This window comes from Kitasatospora sp. NPDC036993, assembly GCF_055607525.1.
The window spans coordinates 1-19,299 of sequence record NZ_JBVJRP010000010.1 but is presented as its reverse complement, the minus strand read 5'-3'; the positions used below and the strand labels follow the sequence as shown (position 1 = coordinate 19,299).

The 19,299-nt window shown below is 75.4% G+C and carries 13 protein-coding genes and 1 pseudogene; 5 read left to right on the top strand and 9 right to left on the bottom strand.

Annotated elements, in window-relative coordinates:
- Positions 1-124: 124 nt before the first annotated feature.
- Positions 125-577 (bottom strand): helix-turn-helix domain-containing protein, encoded by a 453-nt coding sequence (locus tag ACZ7C5_RS21630; protein WP_401089678.1) that lies wholly within the window; start codon positions 575-577, stop codon positions 125-127.
- Positions 578-860: 283 nt separating this feature from the next.
- Here ACZ7C5_RS21630 and ACZ7C5_RS21625 point away from each other — a divergent pair, with 283 nt between their 5' ends.
- Positions 861-1,403: a hypothetical protein gene (locus tag ACZ7C5_RS21625; RefSeq protein WP_401089680.1), complete on the top strand. Its 543-nt coding sequence runs from the start codon at positions 861-863 to the stop codon at positions 1,401-1,403.
- An 85-nt stretch (positions 1,404-1,488) separates the two neighbouring features.
- Here the strand turns inward: ACZ7C5_RS21625 and ACZ7C5_RS21620 are convergent, their stop codons facing one another.
- Positions 1,489-1,929, bottom strand: a complete 441-nt coding sequence (locus ACZ7C5_RS21620; protein ID WP_401089682.1) for a hypothetical protein — start codon at positions 1,927-1,929, stop codon at positions 1,489-1,491.
- Between the two features lie 347 nt (positions 1,930-2,276).
- On the opposite strand from ACZ7C5_RS21620, the gene ACZ7C5_RS21615 reads away from it, so the two are divergent.
- Complete coding sequence (locus tag ACZ7C5_RS21615; RefSeq protein WP_401089684.1) at positions 2,277-3,656, top strand: TolB family protein; 1,380 nt, start codon at positions 2,277-2,279, stop codon at positions 3,654-3,656.
- Positions 3,657-3,728: 72 nt separating this feature from the next.
- Positions 3,729-4,550 (top strand): enoyl-CoA-hydratase DpgD, encoded by an 822-nt coding sequence (gene dpgD / locus ACZ7C5_RS21610; protein ID WP_401089686.1) that lies wholly within the window; start codon positions 3,729-3,731, stop codon positions 4,548-4,550.
- A 136-nt stretch (positions 4,551-4,686) separates the two neighbouring features.
- On the opposite strand, the gene ACZ7C5_RS21605 is transcribed toward dpgD, so the two are convergent.
- From ACZ7C5_RS21605 to ACZ7C5_RS21575, 7 genes are all read right to left on the bottom strand, one after another.
- Entirely contained in the window at positions 4,687-9,660 is a 4,974-nt protein-coding gene (locus ACZ7C5_RS21605) for an amino acid adenylation domain-containing protein (RefSeq protein WP_470323236.1), read from the bottom strand.
- Positions 9,660-11,690: an ABC transporter ATP-binding protein gene (locus ACZ7C5_RS21600; RefSeq protein WP_401089690.1), complete on the bottom strand. Its 2,031-nt coding sequence runs from the start codon at positions 11,688-11,690 to the stop codon at positions 9,660-9,662. The genes ACZ7C5_RS21605 and ACZ7C5_RS21600 overlap by 1 nt, the downstream gene beginning before the upstream one ends.
- The gene (locus ACZ7C5_RS21595) at positions 11,687-11,920 is read right to left on the bottom strand and encodes an MbtH family protein (protein WP_401089692.1); all 234 of its coding nucleotides are present in this window, start codon (positions 11,918-11,920) and stop codon (positions 11,687-11,689) included. Before ACZ7C5_RS21595 ends, ACZ7C5_RS21600 begins: the two co-directional genes overlap by 4 nt.
- 63 nt (positions 11,921-11,983) lie before the next feature.
- Positions 11,984-13,297 (bottom strand): (3,5-dihydroxyphenyl)acetyl-CoA 1,2-dioxygenase DpgC, encoded by a 1,314-nt coding sequence (gene dpgC / locus ACZ7C5_RS21590; RefSeq protein ID WP_401089694.1) that lies wholly within the window; start codon positions 13,295-13,297, stop codon positions 11,984-11,986.
- Positions 13,294-13,977, bottom strand: a complete 684-nt coding sequence (dpgB, locus tag ACZ7C5_RS21585; RefSeq protein WP_401089696.1) for an enoyl-CoA-hydratase DpgB — start codon at positions 13,975-13,977, stop codon at positions 13,294-13,296. The genes dpgC and dpgB overlap by 4 nt, the downstream gene beginning before the upstream one ends.
- Positions 13,978-14,000: 23 nt before the next feature.
- Positions 14,001-15,110 (bottom strand): 3,5-dihydroxyphenylacetyl-CoA synthase DpgA, encoded by a 1,110-nt coding sequence (gene dpgA / locus ACZ7C5_RS21580; protein ID WP_401089698.1) that lies wholly within the window; start codon positions 15,108-15,110, stop codon positions 14,001-14,003.
- Positions 15,107-16,552 (bottom strand): aminotransferase-like domain-containing protein, encoded by a 1,446-nt coding sequence (locus ACZ7C5_RS21575; RefSeq protein ID WP_401089700.1) that lies wholly within the window; start codon positions 16,550-16,552, stop codon positions 15,107-15,109. The genes dpgA and ACZ7C5_RS21575 overlap by 4 nt, the downstream gene beginning before the upstream one ends.
- A 1,219-nt stretch (positions 16,553-17,771) precedes the next feature.
- Between ACZ7C5_RS21575 and ACZ7C5_RS21570 the strand changes: the two genes are divergently transcribed.
- Together ACZ7C5_RS21570 and ACZ7C5_RS21565 are read left to right on the top strand one after the other, a co-directional pair.
- Complete coding sequence (locus tag ACZ7C5_RS21570; protein ID WP_470323235.1) at positions 17,772-18,719, top strand: hypothetical protein; 948 nt, start codon at positions 17,772-17,774, stop codon at positions 18,717-18,719.
- A 239-nt stretch (positions 18,720-18,958) separates the two neighbouring features.
- Positions 18,959-19,299, top strand: a pseudogene (locus tag ACZ7C5_RS21565) (hypothetical protein); the annotation flags it as partial.

Genomic DNA, 19,299 nt, shown 5'->3' with positions numbered 1-19,299 from the left:
CCGTCGCCTACGGGATCGCCGACGAGGTGCTGAGCCGGCGGCAGTTGTTCGGCTGAACCCGCGGCGGCCGGTACGGCGGTGGGCGCACCACCGCCGTACCGGCCGCCTGCCGGGGCGGGCCGGGTCAGGCCACGAGGCAGAGGCCGTCGTAACGCGCGATGGGCGCCGCGGACGACGCGGACGACGTGCGGCTCCGGCCCACCCGGCTCGGGACGGCGTAGCGGGCCAGCTCCTCCTGGGCGAGCGAGAGCAGGTCGCCGAGGCCGAGCCCGAGGGCCCTGGCGGCGGCCGCCAGCACCTCGGAGGAGGCCTCCTTGCGGCCGCGCTCCAGCTCGGACAGGTACGGCATCGAGATCCGGGCCGCCTCCGAGACGTCCTTCAACGTGCGTTCCTGGGCGAGCCGTTCGCGCCGCAGCGCGTCGCCGACCAGGTCCCGCCAGAGCGGCTCCCGCCGTACGGGCGGCTGCGGGACGGCCGTCGGCCGCTGCGGGGTGCGGCCGGTGCCGCCGGACGCGGGCGGCGAGGCCTGCGGGCGCAGGGGGATGACGCGGGCTTCGTTCGGCGCATGGGTGCTCACCCCTCCACCCTAGGCATCCGCGGCGCGGGGGGAAGGCGCCGGCGTTCTGCCCTGGGTGAAGCGGCGTGGGCGGGGCCGCGGGGGTCCGTCGTGGGGGAGGCGCCCGCGGGGCGGCCGGGGTGCGGGCGGTTCCTTCAAAGTCCTTTACTGCAAGTGGAGTTGAGCCGCAAGACTGTGGGTTCTGGCGTTGCGCGCCGGCCGTCGCGCTGGCATCCTCGGGCCGGGCGGTCCCGGCCTCGCGCGGGGCCTTCCGCCAGGGGTGGCGGGAACGGGGGAGGCGGACGTGGGGCGTGCGGCGACGCGGGGGCTGGCGGTGGCGCTGGCGGTGGCGCTCCTGACCGGGGCGGTGGCGCTGGCCTGGTGGCTGGCCGCGGAGCGGATGGGCGCGGCCATGGGGCTGGGCCCGCCGGACGGTGTGGTGGTGGTGGAGAGCTGCTACGACGTGGACGACGGCGAGGGCAACAGCGACGGCACCGACTGCAAGGGGCGGTTCACCCCGGCCGGTGCCTCCGCGGACGAGGCCCGTCCGATCGTGGTGCGGGGCGCGGTCAGGAAGCACCGGGCCGGCACCCGGCTGTCCGTGCGGCTGGCGCGGGGCAAGGCCTACGAGCCGTCGACGGCGCCCGCCATGAAGTTCGGCATCGGCGCGGGCCTGATCCTCATCCTGGGCGCCGTGCCGGCCGGGTGGCTGCTGGTCGGCGCGTGGCGCGGCCGGGCTCCCGAGGGTGAGTCCCTGGTGGTCGGTGTGGTCGGGGGCATGATGGCCGTCATCGTCCTGGGCATCGTCGTCGGACTGTTCGCGGCCATCATCGTGTTCCTGATCTGAGCGGGCCCCGCGCCGGAGGCCCCGCCACCGGGCCCGGCCGTCGACGGCCGGGCCCGGCGGGTCAGCAGTTCGGCGGGTCACGGTCTCAGCAGGTCACGACCGCCGAGACGGTCGAGGTCGACGGTGACCAGCCGGGCTGCTCGATGCTGAACTGGGCGGTCACGGTCGTGCCGCAGGGCACGGTGCCCGTGATGCCGCCGACCTCGCTCCCGCCGGCCGGGATCACGACGGTCGGGGTGATGGTGGCCAGCGGCGGGCTGGTGACGCCCGTCGTGCTCAGCCGGAAGGAGACCGGCTGGTCCAGCCAGGACGAGCCGGACGGAGTGGCCCGCCCGAACGCGTACACCTGGTTCCCGGTCCAGTTGACGCAGGCTCTGACCGTGAGGTGGTTCGGCGCGCCCGGGCTCCCGCAGACGGTCGTGCCCGCCGTACGGGTCGTGGGCGCGGGGGCGGCGGAAGCGCTCTGGACGCCGGTCAGTGCCGCCAGGGCGGCGGTGCCGGCGAGAACGGCGGTGAGGCGGTTCAAGGTTGGTCCCTCCCTCGTCCGGTGCTCCCGGCGGTTCACCGGGAGCACTGTGACATGTCACATTGCTATGAAGGCATCGTGACAGACCTCTGCGCACGGGGTGCCGTCTTCGCGCGGGAAACCGCCTCGGTGTGCGCATCCGGCCACCGAATGACCTGAACGGCCTGTCATGGCCCGGGTGGAGCGGGGCCCGCCGGATGCTCCGACTGTTGACGCGATGTCAGGAGAGGGTCGGTTTGCGGACATTCACCGTCCGGCCGTTGACCAGACCCCCGCCGCGGCTATTGGCTCGGGGCGTCCGACCGAGCCAACAGGGCCCGTCGGCAAGCCAGTTCGGGAGACAGCCGATGTCCGCACCGCACCGCACCAGACCCCTGACCGCCGCCGTCCGCGCCCTGGCGGCAGCCGCCCTCGCGGCGGTCGGCGCCGGGCCCGCCGCCGCCGCACCGGCCGCCGCACCCGGCTGGGCGGCGCCGCACACCCAGCGGATCAGCCAGGCGCCCGGCGGGGCGCAGGCCGACGGCGACTCCTACCCCGGCGGCCTCTCCGCCACCGGCCGCTACGCCGTCTTCACCTCGGACGCCGCGAACCTGGTGCCCGGCGACACCAACGGCGCCTCCGACGTGTTCGTCCGCGACCTGCTCACCGGGCGCACCGAACGCGTCAGCCTGGCCGACGACGGCGGCCAGGCCGTCGGCACCTCCTCGGGGAAGGCGATCAGCGCCGACGGCCGCTACGTCGCCTTCGCCTCGGACGCCGCGAACCTGGTGCCCGGCGACACCAACGGCGCCTTCGACGTGTTCGTCCGCGACCGGGTCGCCGGACGCACCGAGCGGATCACCGTCGGCGACCCCTCCCAGCCGCAGACCGGCGGCACCGGCACCCCGGTGATCAGCTGGGACGGCCGCCACGTCGCTTTCGCCTCCGGCCGCGCCGACCTGGTGGCGGGCGACACCAACCACGTCGCCGACATCTTCGTGCACGACCGCCGCACCGGCACCACCCGCCGCGCCAACGTCGCCGACGACGGCACCCAGGCCCAGAGCCCCGCCCGCAGCCCCGCGCTCAGCGCCGACGGCAGCCGGATCGCCTTCGTCTCCCGCGACAGCCTCGCCCCGGGCACCGGCGGCGACCCCGAGGAGGAGGACGCCACCGCGCCGCTCGCCCGGGCCCGCACCTACCCGCTGTACGTCCACGACCTGCGCACCGGCACCACCCGCCCCGCCAGCATCGGCCCCGACGGGAAGACCTACGGCGTCCTCGACGGCGGTCTGAGCCCCGACGGGCGCTACGCGCTCTTCAGCTCCTACACCTCCATGGCCACCGGCTACGCCCACCCGCAGATCCTCGTCCACGACCTCGGGGCGGGCACCACCACCCTGGTCAGCACCGCCCACGACGGCGCCCCCGGCGCCGGCGACGGCCAGTCCCACAGCCCCGTGATGACCGCCGACAACCGCCGGGTCTACTTCGCCTCGCAGGCCGCCAACCTGGTGCCCGGCGACACCAACGGCGTCGACGACGTCTTCCGCCGGGACCTGCGCACGGGCACCGTCGAGAGGGTCGCCCTGGCTGCCGACGGCTCCCAGCCCCCGGTCGCCTCCGACGGCCCGGCCATCGACGCGCTCGGGACGGCCGTGATGATCGCCTGCGCCGACACGCCCCAGCTCCCCGGGGACACCAACGGGCACCAGGACGTCTTCCTGCGGCGCCTGCCCCTGCTCTGAACCCGCCCCGCGCCGCCGGGGCACCGGCGCGGCGGGACCGGCCCCGCCGCGCCACTGGCTAGCCTGTCCCGGGTGGACCCCGCGACGCAGCCGACCGAGGCGGACCGGCCCGTGCTCTACGAACGGGCCGGGCACGTCGCGCGGGTGACCCTGAACCGGCCCCGGGTGCTCAACGCCATGGACCTGCGGATGCACGCCGAACTCGGCGCCGTCTGGGACGAAGCCGAACGCGACGACCGGGTACGGCTGGTCGTGCTCACCGGCGCCGGCGACCGCGCCTTCTCCGTCGGCCAGGACCTCACCGAACGCGCCCGCCTCGACCGCGAGGGCGCCGAACCCACCACCTTCGGCTCGCGCGGCCTGCCCGGCTGGCCCCGGCTGACCGAACGCTTCTCCCTGTCCAAACCCGTCCTGGCCCGGGTCCGCGGCTACGCCCTCGGCGGCGGCTTCGAACTCGTCCTCGCCTGCGACCTGGTGATCGCCGCACGGAGCGCCGTCTTCGCCCTGCCCGAAGCCACCCTCGGACTGGTCCCCGGCGCGGGCGGCGCCTTCCGGCTGGCCCGGCAGATCCCGCTCAAGGCCGCGATGGGCCACCTGCTCACCGGACGCCGGATGACGGCGGACCAGGCCCTGGCCTTCGGCCTGGTCAACGAGGTCGCCCCGGACGACCGGCTGGACGAGTGCGTCGAGCGCTGGAGCGCCGACCTGCTGCGCTGCGCACCGCTGTCGCAACGCGCGCTGAAGGAGGCCGTGATGCGCTCGCTGGACCTGCCGCTGGAGCAGGCCTTCACCACCCGCTACCGGTGGGAACAGGTCCGCCGCGCCAGCGAGGACGCCAGGGAGGGGCCGCGCGCCTTCGCGGACAAACGCGACCCGGTGTGGCGCGGGCGCTGACACCGCCCCAGCGTTCACGCGGGCGCTGACACCGCCCGCCGCCTGAACGCCCGTTCTCCCGGTCCGGCCCGTCGTCGGGCCTGGCCGGACCGGGAGAACTCCACCCCGCTCCGCTCCGGAGCGCGCCGGGGCCGGGTCAGTCGCCGGCCGCGCCACCGAAGGCGGATTCGAACTCGTCGATGTCCTCCTGACCGAGCGAGATCAGCGAGAAGTCCGACGGGGTGTGACCTCCGGGGCCCTCGGAGGCGTGCCGGACCAGGCCTTCGAGCACGGCCTGCCAACGCTCGGCGAGGTCGCCGAGCTCCTCCCCGGTGAGCAGCCCACGGGGAGACTCCAGGACGAAGCGCAGCTCCGGGCCCTCCGGCAGGTCCCGCGCCGCACCGTTGATCTCCAGCACGTGCCGCAGCGGCATCGAGGCGTCGACACCGCCCTCGGGCGACCCGTGCCCGGCCGCCGGCGTCCACGGCCGCGCACCACCGCGCCCGGCCCCCGCCGGCACCGGCCCGCCGCCGCCCCCGGCGTCCGCGTCCGGTCCCGAACCGCCGAACCGGCCCAGGTAGTTGAACCCGATCTGCGGCGCCGCGAGGGGCTCCAGCACCGCGGACGTCGCCGGGTTCAGGTACCGGAGCAGGCCGAAGCCCAGACCGTCACCGGGCCGCTGCCGCAGCTGCTCCTTGACCCGCTTGATCAGCCGCGCCGCGTCCTCGCCGCCCGCCCGCACCTCGGCCGGGTCGACCGGCCCGGTCTCCAGCCACACCGGGTGGACGGCGGTGAACCAGCCCACCGTCCGGGTCAGGTCCATGGACTCGTCCAGCGGCACCCGGCCGTGCGCCTCCCGGTCGATCAGGAAGCCGTCCGGGACCGGCCGCCCGCGCGCCCGCAGCCACTCGTCCAGCGCCGCGGTGAGCCCGGACAGCAGCACGTCGTCCACGCCCGCGTGGTACGCCTCGGGCAGCGCCGCCAGCAGCGCGCCCGCGGTCGGCGCCGGGACGGTCAGCTCCGCCCGGGACAGGCCGCCCCCCACGGTGTCCGTACGCGGATCCAGCGGCCGACCGGCGAGCGGCGGCTCGGCCCGGTCGAGCATCCGCCGCCACAGCGGCAGCTCGTCCACCGTCTGCTGCGCCCTGGCCCGCTCGGCCAGGGCGGTGGCCCAGCGGCGGAACGAGGTCGGTTCGGCGGCGACGGCCTCGCGCGCCGCGTCGGGGCCGCCGGCCTCCAGGGCCTCGTCCGCGTGCGCCAGGTCGGGCATCAGCACCCGCCAGGAGACGCCGTCGATCACCAGGTGGTGGGCGACCAGCAGCACCAGGGCGCCGTGCCCGGCGCCGCGGTCGACGAGCACGGCCCGCAGCATCACGCCGTCGTGCGGCGCGAGCGCGGCCTCCGCGGCGGCGGCCTGCTCGTCCAGCAGCTCCTCCAGCCGTTCCCCGCCGAGGCCGGCCGCCTCCACCCGGGTCACCAGGTCCGTCGCGGGCGGTGCCGGGGACGCGTCGGGCCCGGGGATCACCAGCCGACCGTCCGCCCCGTCCTCCTCCAGCCGGGCCCGCAGCACGTCGTGCCGGTCGAGGACCACCCGGAGCACGGCGGCCAGCCGGTCGGTGGTCAGTCCCGGCGGCGCGCTCAGCACCATCGCCTGGCTGCCCGCGCGTGCCACCGAGCCGGTGCGCGCCGCGATCTCGCGCATCACCGGGGTCAGCGGGACGGGGCCGCCGGGCACGTCCTCGGTGCGCTCCTCCCGGGCGTCGCCGACCGGCTCGGCCACCCGCGCCAGCCGGGCGGGCGTGCGCAGCTCGAAGATCTGGCGCGGGGTGAGCGCCAGGCCGGCCTTGCGGGCCCGCCCGGCCAGCAGCATCGAGGTGATCGAGTCGCCGCCGAGGGCGAAGAAGGAGTCCTCCGCCCCCACCCGTTCCAGGCTCAGCACCTCGGCGAAGAGCCGGCACAGCGTCTCCTCGGTGTCGGTGGCGGCGGCGCGCCCGGCCGCCCGGCCGGAGAAGTCGGGCAGCGGCAGGGCGGCCCGGTCGACCTTGCCGTTCACCGTCACCGGCAGCGCGTCGAGCACGGTCACCGAGGCCGGGACCATGTAGTCGGGCAGCTTCCCGGCGAGGTGCTCCTCCAGCGCCCGCGGGTCGGGCGGGGCCTGGGCGTCGGCCGGTACGGCGTACCCGGCCAGCCGCTTGTGGCCGCCGCCGTCCTCGACCGCGACCACCAGCGCCTGGGCGACGCCGGGGTGCGCGGCGAGCACGGCCTCGATCTCGGCCGGCTCGATGCGGAACCCGCGGATCTTGAGCTGCTCGTCGGCGCGGCCGAGGAAGAGCAGCTGCCCGTCCCCGGTCCACTGCGCCAGGTCGCCGGTGCGGTACATCCGGGCGCCCTCGGGCTCGCCCTCGGCGGGGAAGGGGCAGGCGACGAAGCGCTCCGCGGTGAGCGCGGCGCGGCCGAGGTACCCGCGGGCCAGCCCGGCCCCGGCCAGGTAGAGCTCGCCCGTCATGCCGACCGGCACCGGCCGCAGGAACGCGTCCAGGACGAACGCCCTGGTGTTGTCCATCGGCCGGCCCAGCGGCACCGCGTCGGGCACCGACTCCGGGTCGGTGAAGGGCAGTTGGGTGGCGAACGCGGTGGACTCGGTCGGGCCGTAGGTGGTGCGCACCACCAGGCCGGGGTGGGAGCGCAGCAGGGTGCGCACCGCGTTCGCGGAGACCACGTCGCCGCCGGTGGACACCTCGCGCACCCCGCCGAAGATGTGCGCGGCCTGCTCGGCGAGCACCCGGAAGTGGCCCGCCGTGGCGTGCACGCTGGTCACCCGCTGGGCCGCGATCAGCCGGCCGCGCTCGACCGTGTCGATGTCGCCCGGGGGCACCAGCACCAGCCGGCCGCCGTGCAGCAGCGTCGCCCAGATCTCGTAGGTGGAGGCGTCGAAGGCGTGGTTGGCCTGCACCAGCACCCGTTCCAGGGTCTCGGGGGTCCAGCACTCGTCGAGGCAGAACGCCACGACGCTGCCGTACGTCACCGCGACGCCCTTCGGCACACCGGTGGACCCCGAGGTGTAGATGACGTACATCAGGTTCTCCGGGCGCACGGGCACGGTGGGGAAGGGCTCGTCGGGGGAGTCCGGGCCGGGGGAGTCCGCGTCCGCCGGGTCGGGCTCCAGGCGGAGCACCTCGGCGGGACCGAACAGGGCGGCGTCGGCCAGGCCCCGGCCGGCGTTCGGGGCGTCGACCAGCACGACGGACGCGCCCGCCTGCGCGGCCACCGCGCCGAGCCGGGCGGCCGGGTGCCGGCCGTCCATCGGCAGGTAGGCCGCGCCGGTCTTCACCACCGCCAGCAGGGCGGTGACCAGCTCGGGCGAGCGCTCGGCCACCACGCCCACCAGCGTCTCCGGGCCCGCGCCGAGCCCGGCCAGCCGGTGGGCCAGCCGGTTCGCCCGGCGGTCCAGTTCGGCGTAGGTCAGCTCGGTGTCCCCGGCCACCACGGCCACGGCCCGCGGGGTGCGGCGCGCCTGCTGCCCGAAGAGCTCGGCGAGCGTCGCGCCGGGCAGCTCGCGGCGGGTCGCCCGCCCGCCCGCGCCCAGGTCCTGCCGCTCGTCGCCGGTCAGCACGTCGAGCCGGCCGAGGAGCACGTCGGGGTCGTCCGCGACCTGGCGCAGCACCCGCATCATCCGGTCGACGAGGGCGCGGGCGGTGCGCTCGTCGAACAGGTCGGGCCGGTAGTCCAGCCGGACCTCGATGTCGTCGGTCGGGGTGATCACGACGGTCAGCGGGTAGTGGGCGGCCTCCTCGCCGCCGCCCGCGGAGACCCGCAGGCCGGCCGGGCCCGGACCGACGGGGGAGGGCGGCGGCCCGTCCGGGCCCGGCGGGCGGTCGGCGCCGCCGGCGGGCGGCGGTCCCGGGGGCACCGGTCCGGGGAGCAGCGGGCCGCCGGCCTGCCGCCCGCTGCGCAGCGCCGTGCCGCCCAGGCCCTCGCCCGGCGGGGAGGGGGGTTCGGGCGGGCGCGGCGCCGGGGCCTGCCCGCCGGGCGCGGCCGAGCGCATCGAGGGGGCCTTCATCGGGCCGCGCGGATAGTTCTGGAAGACCATCAGGGTGTCGAAGACGGCGCCGGGCCCGCCGGCCCGCTGGATCTCGGGCAGGCTCAGCTGCTGGTGGTCCAGCAGGGAGGCCTGCTGGTCCTGCAGCGCCGTCATGGCCCCGCGGAAGGACACGGCCGCGTCCAGCGGCACCCGCACCGGCACGGTGTTGATGAACAGCCCGACCATCCGGTCCGCCTGCGGGACCTCGGCCGGGCGGCCGGAGACGGTCGCGCCGAAGACCGGGTCCAGCCGGCCGGAGAGCTTGCCCACCAGCAGTGCCCAGGCGACCTGGAAGACCCGGTTGAGGGTCACCCCGGAGGAGCGTGCCGTCTCCCGCAGCCGCTCCGCGAGGTCGTCGCCGATCCGGTCGATCGCGTGCCGCAGCATCACCGGCGGGCCGCCGCGGTCGCCGGGGCCCACCAGGGTGGGCTCCTCGGTGCCGGCCAGCATCGCGCGCCACGCCTCGCGCGCGGCGTCCCCGTCCCGGCGCACCAGCCACTGGAGGTAGTCGCGGTACTGCGGCACCGCCGGGAGCACCGAGGGGTCGCCGTCCTCGTCGTAGAGCGTCCACAGCTCGCCGAACAGGATCGGCAGCGACCAGCCGTCCATCAGGATGTGGTGCATCGTCACCACCATCCGGTGCCGGTCGGGTCCGGCGCGCAGCAGCAGCACCCGCAGCAGCGGCGGCACCCCGAGGTCGAAGCGCCGCGCGTCGACCGCGGCCAGGCGGGCGGCCTCGGCCTCGGCCGCCCCGGCGTCCAGGTCGCCGAGGTCGGCGTACGTCCACGGGATCCGCACGCCCTTGGCGATCACCTGGACGGTGTCGCCGGCCGAGCGGGAGCGGAAGCCGGCCCGCAGGCTCGCGTGCCGCTCCAGCAGCGCCTGCCAGGACGCCTGGAGCACGTCGGGCCGCAGCGGGCCGTCGAGGTTGAGGATCCGCTGGCCCACGTACACGTCCCGCGGCGCGTCCTGGTCGTACGAGGCGTGGAACAGCAGTCCCTCCTGCAGCGGGGACAGCGGCCAGACGTCCTCGACCGTCAACTGGGTCATCATGCTCTCCGTTCGGGTTGGCCGGGGTTGCCCGCCGTCTCGGGCGGCGGCAGCAGACGCATGGGGCCTCCGCCGGGCGGCAGCGGGGGCAGGTCGCCGTGGCCGTTGCCGTTCGGCGACGGCCGTCCCGGCTCCGGGCGCGGCGCGGGCGGGTCGGCGAACTGGGTGCGGTACAGCTCCGCGTACAGGCCGCCGCCGTCGACGAGTTCGGTGTGCCGGCCGCGTTCGACCACCTGCCCGTCCTTGAGGACGAGGATCTGGTCGGCCTCGCGGATCGTGGACAGGCGGTGCGCGATCACCAGGGCGGTGCGGCCGGCCAGGGCGGTCCACAGGGCCCGTTGCAGGGCCGCCTCGGACTCCGAGTCCAGGTGCGCCGTGGCCTCGTCGAGCACGACCACGGACGGTTTCTTGAGCAGCAGCCGGGCGATCGACAGGCGCTGCTTCTCGCCTCCGGAGAAGCGGTAGCCGCGGTCGCCCATGACGGTGTCCAGGCCGTCGGGCAGCGCCGAGACCAGGTCCCAGACCTGCGCGGCCTCGCAGGCCTCGACGAGCTCCGCCTCGGTGGCGCCGGGCTTGGCGTAGAGCAGGTTGGCGCGGATGGTGTCGTGGAACATGTGCGCCTCCTGGGTCACCATGCCGACGGTGGCGTGCAGCGAGGCCAGGGTCAGGTCGCGCACGTCGTGGCCGCCGATCCGCACGATGCCCTCGGTGGGCTCGTACAGCCGCGCCACCAGCTGGCTGACGGTGGTCTTGCCCGCGCCGGAGGGCCCGACGAGCGCGGTCAGCCGGCCCGCCGGGGCGCGGAAGCCGACCCCGCGCAGCGCGTGGGCGTCGCCGGAGCGCTCCGGGGCCGGCAGCGACAGCGTCTCCAGCGAGGCGAGGGAGACCTCCCCGGCCCTGGGGTAGCGGAAGGAGACGTCCTCGAACTCGACCTCGGGGGCCTCGCCCGGCCGGGCGGCGGGCAGCGCGACGGCGCCGGGCCGCTCCACGATCAGCGGCTTGAGGTCCAGCACCTCGAAGAGCCGGTCGAAGGAGACGAGGGCGGTCAGGTAGTTCGACTGGAGGTTGGAGAGCTGGTTGATCGGCCCGAACAGCCGCGCCAGGAGGGTGGCCAGGGCCACCAGCGTGCCGATCTGGATGGCCCCGCCGATGACCAGCTCGCCGCCCACGCCGTAGACCACCGCGGTGGCGAGCGAGGCCAGCAGCGTCACCGTCACCAGCAGCATCCGCGCGTAGACGGAGGTGACCACGCGGACGTCCCTGACCTTCGCCGCGCGGTCGGTGAACCTGCCGGTCTCGCCGCGCGGCCGCCCGTAGAGCTTGACCAGCAGCGCGCCGGCCACGTTGAACCGCTCCTGCATGAGCGAGCCGAGTTCCGCGTCCAGCTGCATCGACGTGCGCAGGTTGCGCTGGAGCCGGCGGCCGACCACCCGCCCCGGCAGCACGAAGAAGGGCACCGTGACGAGCACGACCAGGCCCACCACCCAGGACAGGTAGAAGATCGTGACGACCACCAGGCCCAGCACCAGCACGCTGGAGAGCACGTTGGACAGCAGCACCGTCACCGCCTGCTGGGCCTCCATCACGTCGGTGTTGAGCCGGCTCACCAGCGAACCGGTCTGGGTCCGGGTGAAGAACGCCAGCGGCTGGCGCTGCACATGCTCGAAGACCTGGGTCCGCAGGTCGTAGATGAGGCCCTCGCCGATCCGCGCCGAACTGCGGCTGACCAGGAAGCCCACCAGCGCCTGCAACAGCGCCAGGCCCGCCACCACACCGGCGGCGGCCGCCACCACGCCCCGGTCCCGGGGCACGATGCCGTGGTCGATGAGCACCTTGAACAGCAGCGGCGTGGAGACCGTGATGACGGCGTCCAGCACCGTCAGGCTCAGCAGCGCGACGATCTGCCGGCGGTAGGGCCGCAGGTAGGGCAGCACCCGCCGCGAGGTGCCCGGCCTGACCCGCCCCCGGGCCGGCTGCTCCTCGTCGTCGGGGGTGGCCCGGATGGTGATCAGCGGGCCCGGGCCCATCATGATGCGGCGACCTCCTTGCCGTTCGTGGCCGTGACCGGGGCGGGGACCCGCGGACGCTGGTCGGTCCAGGTGCGGTCGACGTAGGCCAGGCACTCGTCGCGGGCGCCCTGGCCGAAGACGACCCGCCACCCGGCCGGCACCTGCGCGAACGCGGGCCACAGCGAGTACTGGCCGAGGGAGTTGACCAGCACGAGGAAGGCGGCGTCAGGGTCGTCGAAGGGGCTGGTCATCTCGGTCTCCTCTGCGTTCGGGTGCCGGCCGCCGGGAGGCGGCGGGAGGGTCCTGGTACGGCGTCACCCGCCCGGGCGGGCCGTGAAGCGGCCCGCCTTGCCGAGCACGTCGGCGGCGTGGATGCGCAGCGCCTGCTGGACCGCGAACTCCGCCATGTACGCGCGGAAGCCGTCGGCCGGCTCCACGGCGAGGTTCACCATGCGGCGGTTGGCGGTGACGGCCGGGTCGCGCAGCAGCCCGAGGGCCTCCTCGACGGCCGCGTCGAGCCGCTCGGGGTCGACGACCCGGTCGACGAGGGTGCGGGCCTCGGGGTCGGTGGCGCGCACCCTCCGCCCGCCGAGGATGATCTGCCGGGCCAGCCGGGGGCCGGTCACCGCCGGGAGGCGGAAGTCCGCCGCGCCGGGGACGATCCCCTCCTGCGCGGCCGGCAGGCTCAGGTAGGCGTCGGAGGCCGCGAGGACGTGGTCCACCGCGAGCAGCAGCTGCATGCCGCCGCCGATCGCGAAGCCGTCCACCGCGGCCACCCACGGCATGTCGGTGAGCGGGTAGCGCCAGGACGGCTCGTCCGTGCGCAGGCCCAGCAGCAGCTTCCTGAGGTAGCCGAGTTCGCGGCGCAGCAGGAAGCCGGCCAGCGTGATCTCGCCCGCGTGCAGGCGCTTGAGGTTGATCCCGGCGCTGAACACCCGCCGGCCCGCGTAGCGCGGGTGGGTCATCTCGCCGCCCCGGATGAGCCCGATCTCGCACTGCCCGTCCAGCAGCGCGAGGTCGACCGCGGTCTCCATGTCGTCGACCTGCTGCTCGTCCTCGGCGTTGAGGCGGTCCCCGGCGCACATGGTGATCCGGGCCACCCCCTCGCGGCGCTCCAGCGCCGTGGTCTCCAGCCGGACGGCGCCGGTGGCCCGGAACTCCCCGAGCAGGCCGAGCGCGCGCCCGGTGGGCCGCAGCATGGAGTCCAGCAGGTGCCCGCCGGCGGAGGGGCTGCGCAGCAGGCCGCGCAGGAGGACGCCCACGTCGATCTCGTGGCCGAGGCGCTCGGCGGGCGCGGCGGCCCGGTCCGCGCGCAGCCGCGCGGGGGCGGGCACCAGGCCGGGCACGGCGGAGGCGGCGTCCTCCACCAGGGCGTCCAGCCGCGGGCGCAGGGTGCGGCCCGCGGTGAGCCGGTCGTACAGCGCCTCGGCGTGGCGGTCCATGAAGGCGGTGCGCTGGGCGCGGGCCGTCTCCAGGGCCTGCTCGGCCAGGGCGCGCTGTCCGCGGGTGCGCGGGCCGGGTTCGGGGAACGGCGCGAGCAGGGCGCCCGCCCGGTCGAGCCCGTCCGCGGCGGGGCCCCGCACGGGTGCCCGCGCGGCGGCGGGTGCCTGGGCGTTCGCGGTGCTCATGCCGACACCTCGTCCGCGGTCCGGGTGCGCCGCAGCGCGCGGTCGCAGGCGGCCAGGTGCGGGCCGAGCGCGTCCTCGAAGCTCATCCACTGGGCGTCGAAGGCCAGTTGGCGGCGGATCGCGAGTTCGGGCCCGGACAGCCGGCGCAGCAGCCGGGCGGCGGCGGCCAGGGTGCGCCCCGGGTCGGTGCTCACCTGGTCCACCAAGCACCGGTCCAGGGCCTCGCGGGCGGTGATCGGCCGTCCGAAGAGCACCGTGCGCCGGGCCGGGGCCAGCCCGAGCTGCTGGACCAGCCGGAAGCCGGCCATGCCCGGCCAGGTGCCCTGCTCGTGCAGGGGCAGCAGGAGCAGCAGGTCCGGTGTGGCCACCCGGATGTCGGTCGCGAGCAGCAGGTCCAGCGCGGCCCCGCCGCACTCCCCGCTCGCCGCCGCCAGCGTGGGCAGCCGCAGCCGTTCGAGGCGGCGCACGGCCCGCTCCCACTTGGTGACGGCGGCCACGTCGGACACCTTCGCCACCGCCTCGTGCGACGGGGCGCCGGAGAGGTACAGGGTCGCGAAGTCCGCGCCGGTGGACTCCGCCTCGTCGCAGAAGGCGGCCACGGCGTGGGTCAGTTCGGCCGAGAGCTCCCGGCGGCCGTCCACGTGCAGCACGGGACCTCCGGGGAAGGCGTTGACGGGCATGGCGGGGTCTCCCTTGCGTTGGGTCACCACTGGATGAGCGCGGACTCGATCGTCGAACCCGGCCCCATGGTCATCAGCACGCCGTAGTCCCCGGCACGGACCACGTCCTCCTGGAGGAGCCGGTCGTAGGAGAAGAGGAACGAGCCGCTGGAGACGTTGCCGAAGTCGCGCAGCACGGTGATGGTGTGCCGCAGGTCGTGCCGGGTCAGCCCGAGGTTGACGGCGACCGCGTCGATGACCTTCTTGCCGCCGGAGTGCACCAGCCAGTGCGCGACGTCGTCGCGGCGCAGCGACGTCCCGTCCAGCAGCAGGTCGATGACGCCCTCCACGTGCGCGCCGACCAGGTAGGGGATCTGCGGGTCCAGGAAGAAGCTGAAGCGGTCCTGGTCGCGGTCCCAGTCGTAGCGCATCGCGTCGATGGCGTCGACGATGGTGACGCTCGCCGTCTTCAGGATCCTGGGGCCTTCGAGGTGCCGGACCGGTCCCTCCTCCCCGTCGCCGTCCCCGGGGTCGGCCATCACCGCGACCGCCGCGGCGCCGTCGCCGAAGAGGCTGTTGACCACGGCCGTGCGCATCGTGGAGTCCATCGTGTACGCGGCCGAGCAGGCCTCCGAGCAGACCATCACGGCCAGCCGGCCCGGGTGCGCCGCCGCCCAGTTGCCCACCACGGCCAGCGCGTTGAGCCCGGCGTTGCAGCCCATGCCGACGATGTCGGCCCGCGCGGTGTGCCAGTCCATGCCCAGCTCGCGGATCATCAGCGCGCTCAGACCCGGGGTGAGGAACCCCGTCGAGGTCACGCAGCACAGGTACCCCACCTCGGACAGGTCGGCCCCGATCCGCTTCAGGCACAGGGACATCGCGTCCGACCCCATGCTCACGGCCCAGGCCTTGTGCTTGTCCAGGAGGTCGCCCTGGCTCTCCCGCAGCCGGGTGCCGTCGGGCGCCGCCGGGGGCAGCACCAGCGAGCGCTGCCGGATGGAGCCCAACAGGAAGACGGAGCGCACCCTGCGGTCGGTGATCCCGAACAGGTCGAGCAGTTCCTCCTGGGAGTAGTGCTCGGGTGGAACGGCGGTGCCCACGCTCACGATGCGCGGGGCCGTGGCGGCCGGTGCCCGGTCCAGGGTCGCGGTCATGTCGGGTCACTCTCCGTTCCGGTGCGGAGCGCCGCGCCGCGGTACGTCCCGTTGCCGGTCGCCCCGGCGCCGTGCGCCTCGTCGTGGTCCTGCCTGCCGGCGTGCCGCCTGCCGTGGTGCTGCCCGCCGTCGTGCTGTCCGCCGCCGAGCGCCTCGGCGCTGAGCGTCTCGACGAACCGCGCGAGCCGCTCCACGCCCTGCGCCACCTGCCCGGGCGTCAGGTAGCTGATGGCGAGCCTGATCTCCCGCTCGCCCCCGCCGTACGGATGGAAGAACTCCATCGGCGTCCAGATCACCCCGAACTCCCCGGCCGAACGCTCCAACGCCGCCGTGCCGGTGCGGAAACCGGTGCGCAGGGTGAGGAAGAACCCGCCGTCGGGCCGGTTCCAGTCGACCCCCAGCTCCCGGCGGCGCCGCTCGGGCAGCCACCGGTCGAGCTGCGCCAGCGTCCCGGCCATGCAGCGGCCGTAGTGCTCGGCGGCCCTGGCGTTCAGCACCGAGAGCCGGCCGTCCACGCTGAGCAGCGCACCCGCCGCGACCGCCTGGCTGAGCGAGGAGGTGTTCACCGTGATCATGCTCTTGACCTTCGCCAGGTCCCGCGCCAGCAGCCGGACCCGCCCCGCACCGTCACGCACCTCCTGGTCCGCCACCACGTAGCCGACCCTGGCACCGGGGAACAGCGTCTTGGAGTACGTGCCCAGCTGGACCACGCTCCCGGAGCGGTCCAGCGCCTTGAGCATCGGAGCGCGCGGCCCGGGACCGCTCAGCCGGTAGGGACTGTCCTCCAGGACCAGCAGCCCGCGCCGCCCGGCAAGTTCGAGCAGCTCGGTACGCGTCGCCAGGTCCAGCGTGGACCCGGTGGGATTCGCGTGGTCCGGCACCACGTAGACCGCCCTCGGCCGGCGGCCGGCGGCGCGCTGCGCCCGCACGGCCTCGTCGAGGTCCGCCACCACCAGCCGCCCGTCACGCTCGGGCACCGCGACCACCGGGATGTCCAGCAGCCGGGCCGCCCCGATGATGCCGACGTAGCACGGGGTGACGAGCAGGAGCACGTCCTCGGGCGTCGCGAACAGCGTGCGCAGCGTCAGGAACATCGCCTCCTGCGCACCGACCGTCACCACGATCGCCTCGGGCGCGACCTCGAACCCCTCGTCCTGCCGCAGCGAGTGCGCGATCAGCTCCCGGATCTGCCCCGCGGCCGGCCCGTACTGGTAGAAGCGGCTGCGCACCTCCGCCGGCCCGGCGCCCCGGCTCTCCAGGTACGCCGCGTACCGGCGCAGGTGGTCGTGGACCTCCTCGATCTCGAAGAAGCCGTCATAGGGGCGCCCGGGTGCGAAGGACACCGCGTCGGGGTAGCTGAACGTGATCTCGTTCAGGAAGTTCATCCGGTCCAGGACCGGATCCTCGATGCTCGAATGCAGCGCCGTCGAGTCGAGCAGCATGGTGCCCACCTTTCCGCGGACGGGCCGGAGTTCGGGCACCGCGCCGGAGGGCGCAGGCCACGGCCCGTGGGAAGGACGCGCGGCAGGGCACCGATGCGGGCGACGCGCGGCAACCGGTGGGTGACAGGCCCTGGCCCGGAGGGCGCCGTCGTCCGGTTTCCGTCGGCAGGCCGGGCACCCGCTGCGCGGGGTGCCCGCAGCCGTAAACGCGGGGTGCGCCGTGCGGCCGTCCGGCGGCGCTGCCGCTCCGGTCCGACGGCGACGGCCACGGGCAGCGGGGCACGGCCCGCTCCGGGTGGGCGCCGGCGGACCGGGGAGCGTCCCGCCGGCGGTTCGCCGGGATCGTCCTCCCGCGTTCGCACATCGGCCGATTTCGAGTTCAACTTCATGGCGGCCCCTTGGACCCGGCCTGGGGGCCCTGGTCCCGGCAGCGCCGCCGCGGGTGCCCCACCTGTCCGGTGGCGCGGGCGCGGCGCTTGAACGCGAAAACGGCCGTCGGAGGGACGGGCTGAGCGCGATGCGAGGGTGTCGAACATCCCGGCACGCCCTGTCGCCACTCCGTACCGGCAACGGATATCGAACGGATACCTGGAGCTCAGGGCCCTGTCTGCTGTTTGTCCGTTCCAGTACGCGCCTCGGGGCAAGGCCCTGTCAAGTGCTGTCGGTTTCCCCTCGGCTACGGTCCGCTACCGGCGGGCGGTCCGGGCCGGGCACCCGCTCCGCTCCCGGTGTCGGAGGCGTGGTGCATGCTCGGTGCGGCCGCGCCCGTGGACGGTGCGGGACGAGCGGCCGCCGGGCGGCAACCCCCGTGGGCGGGCGAGTGGTTGGGGCCCGCCCCGCGGGAGGCCGGCGCGTAGGATCGGGCGCCCGGCACGGGCGGCGGGGCGGGGCGGACGAAGGGGTGGCGTGTGACGAAGCGTGATGTCCGGCGGGGCGAAATTCGGCGCGCGGCGCTGGCGATGGCCGTCTGGTGGTTGTGGATGCCACTGGTCGCGGCGCTGGTGTGGCTGGTCAAGCACGCCGTGTTCGGCGGGTTCGGGCAGCAGGACCAGAGCTACCTGCTGTTCGTCGAGCGGGACTTCTTCCCGCACGGCGGCCCGCTCGACGCGGCGCCGCTGTTCTGGGTCTGGGTCGCGATCGGCCTGTGCGGCACGGTGGGCGCGGTCGCGTACGTCGTGCAGGAGTCCGGGGCGGGCTACGGCGACCGGCGCTGGCGGCGGTGCTGCTGGCGGTGGCCGGCTCGCTGGTGCGGGTGGGCACCGGACTGTGGGACGACGACAAGGACGAGGGCCGCTACTACGCGGCGGCCACCGTGCTCGACGTCCCCGCCGGCGGGGACGGCACACCGCGCTCGGTGCTGCCGGTGACCGGGCACAGCCGCCCCGGCGACGGCGGGCGCTGCGACCTGGTGGGCACCGCGGACGTGCCGGCCTGCGTGAAGACCGCGCCGATGCCGGACTTCGACTTCGAGGCGCGCACCGCCTCCTACGCCGCGGCGACCAAGGCGCTGACCGACAGCGCGGGCCTGACCTCCGGGGTCCACCTGATGGGGCACAGCCTGCACTACCTGCCCGACGCCTCCCCGGGCGGCGGCGTCTGGACGGCCGTCCTGGACGGCTCCGGCGAGCAGCCCATGGAGGGCGTCGCGGTCTGGGACGGCCGCTCCAACTCCGTCGCCACCTGCGCGTTCCGCGGCGAGCACGCCTTCGGCCGGGCCTTCGACGGCACGGGCGCCGCCAGCCCGCGCAACCTGCTCGCCGAGCGGTTCCCCGGCCTGGTCTACAGCGACCAGGGCATCTGGGGCTACTGCGACGGCGCCGACCCCCGCACCGCCCAGCCGGTGGTGGTGATCTCGGTGGCGCGCCAGAGGGGCTGGCACCAGCGCACCGTCCTTGAGCCGGCCGGGGTGCTGGAACTGCGCGGCTCGCCGGACGGCCGCCCGAACGCCACCTACCGGGCGCAGGTGGCGCCGGGCGAACTGCCCGGCGCCGCCTACCCGGCCTCGGTGGTCCGGTCGCAGATCCACGAAATCCAGTGGCTCGGCGGGCGCGGCGCGAAGGACGACCGCGGCTTCGGCTACGCCCACACCTCGGCGTCCACCAACGCCGTCAACCCGGGCGAGCCGGCTCCCGTCCGGTTGCTCTCCGTGACCCGTCCCGTCACCTGACGTGGTCTCAACCACTCGGAGAAAAGCCCAGCTCGACGCGGAGCCGGGCCTGCGGCTTGACGGAATTTGCCAACCCGGCGCATCACACGCACCAGGCATTGACCAGAGCATGACGCCGTGTGAGTGTTCGGGCACCCGAGCGCGGACGGCCCGCACGGCCGTCCCCCCAGACACGGCCCTGCGGTGCGCCACCAGCCACACCGTCCGCGGACGGGGACCCCCACACGCGAGGAGCCCCGATGCAACGCAGGATTTCCCTAGGCAGGCTGCTGACCGCCGCGACCAGCCTCACCGTGCTGGCCGGCATGATCGCCACCACCGCGGGGCCGGCCACCGCCGCGCCCACCCCCGCCCCGGCGGACAGCGCCCTGGCCGCCGCCGTGAACGCCGCCGACGCCGCCGTCGCGGCCAGCCTCAAGTCACTGGCCGCGAACGGCGACGAGACCTACCAGCGCACGAACGTCACCCCGTGGGTCGGCGGCCTCTACTCCGTCGCCTACGAGCGCAGCTACCGCGGCCTGCCGGTGGTCGGCGGCGACGCGGTCGTGCTGGCCGACTCCCAGGGCACCGTCCGCGCCCT

Coding starts and splice junctions, on each gene's coding strand:
- ACZ7C5_RS21575 (WP_401089700.1), bottom strand. CDS start 16,552: ATGCTGCTCGACTCGACGGCGCTGCATTCGAGCATCGAGGATCCGGTC.
- dpgC (WP_401089694.1), bottom strand. CDS start 13,297: ATGAGCACCGCGAACGCCCAGGCACCCGCCGCCGCGCGGGCACCCGTG.
- ACZ7C5_RS21600 (WP_401089690.1), bottom strand. CDS start 11,690: ATGATGGGCCCGGGCCCGCTGATCACCATCCGGGCCACCCCCGACGAC.
- ACZ7C5_RS21615 (WP_401089684.1), top strand. CDS start 2,277: ATGTCCGCACCGCACCGCACCAGACCCCTGACCGCCGCCGTCCGCGCC.
- ACZ7C5_RS21595 (WP_401089692.1), bottom strand. CDS start 11,920: ATGACCAGCCCCTTCGACGACCCTGACGCCGCCTTCCTCGTGCTGGTC.
- dpgA (WP_401089698.1), bottom strand. CDS start 15,110: ATGACCGCGACCCTGGACCGGGCACCGGCCGCCACGGCCCCGCGCATC.
- ACZ7C5_RS21605 (WP_470323236.1), bottom strand. CDS start 9,660: ATGACCCAGTTGACGGTCGAGGACGTCTGGCCGCTGTCCCCGCTGCAG.
- dpgB (WP_401089696.1), bottom strand. CDS start 13,977: ATGCCCGTCAACGCCTTCCCCGGAGGTCCCGTGCTGCACGTGGACGGC.